General features: G+C 66.2%; 1 pseudogene. It reads left to right on the top strand.

Features of this window, described 5'->3' with window-relative positions:
- Nucleotides 1–275, top strand: a pseudogene (locus IO36_RS36165) (hypothetical protein); the annotation flags it as partial.

Here is a 275-nt window from a genome sequence, read left to right as displayed (position 1 = left end):
GATCCACCACAACAAACCCCTGTTCGACGAGACGTTCACCCGCACCCTCACCAAACCGGACACCGACGCCTACTGGCGCGCCCGCTTCAACGGCAACCCCGATCTGGGCACCAGCACCACCAAGCCCGTGCACCTCTACCGCTACGCCACCCGCATCACCGGCTTCCACGCCTCCTCCGACCCGGTCCGCAAGGGACAGCCGTTCAGGTTCGCCGGCACCGCCCAGTACAAGAAGGGCACCACCTGGAAGCCACTCCAGGAAGGCCCCACCCTCT

Source organism: Streptomyces aureus, assembly GCF_000725495.1.
GTDB lineage: Bacteria > Actinomycetota > Actinomycetes > Streptomycetales > Streptomycetaceae > Streptomyces > Streptomyces aureus_B.
This window is presented reverse-complemented; position numbering and strand designations above follow the sequence as displayed.